1 pseudogene is annotated in these 403 nt (G+C 63.0%); it reads right to left on the bottom strand.

Going from position 1 to position 403, the window contains the following annotated elements:
- A pseudogene (locus EOA28_RS38385) lies at positions 1-403 on the bottom strand (ATPase); the annotation flags it as partial.

A 403-nucleotide genomic window follows, 5' to 3' on the forward strand; every position in this document is an offset into this window, starting at 1 on the left:
CCATGGGAAACTCCTCGGGCAGCATCGACATGCCGAGCGCAATGCCCGCCAACACCGCATCAAGCCATCCGCCCCGCAACAAGCCATAAAGCACGACCGCGAGAACGCTGACGGCGCCGCCGACAAGTGCGAAGATGCCGACAAGGCGTTTTGTCTGTCGCCGCAGGCGGGGTGCCTCGGTTTCCATGGTGCTCAGCGATTGCCCGATCGCACCGATTTGGCTGAGCGGCCCGGTTGCCAGAACTTCGCCAATGCCTGAACCGCGAACGATGAGTGATCCGGAAAATGCGAAAGGCAGGTCGTCGCCCCCCGGCCTGCATTGCGCCGGCAGATCGGCATCCCTGGCAGCAATCTTGCGCACCGGAACAGACTCGCCGGTCAGCAAGGACTCATCGGTCTGGAT

Origin of the sequence: Mesorhizobium sp. M2A.F.Ca.ET.067.02.1.1, assembly GCF_004023285.1 — a bacterium.
Lineage (GTDB): Bacteria > Pseudomonadota > Alphaproteobacteria > Rhizobiales > Rhizobiaceae > Mesorhizobium.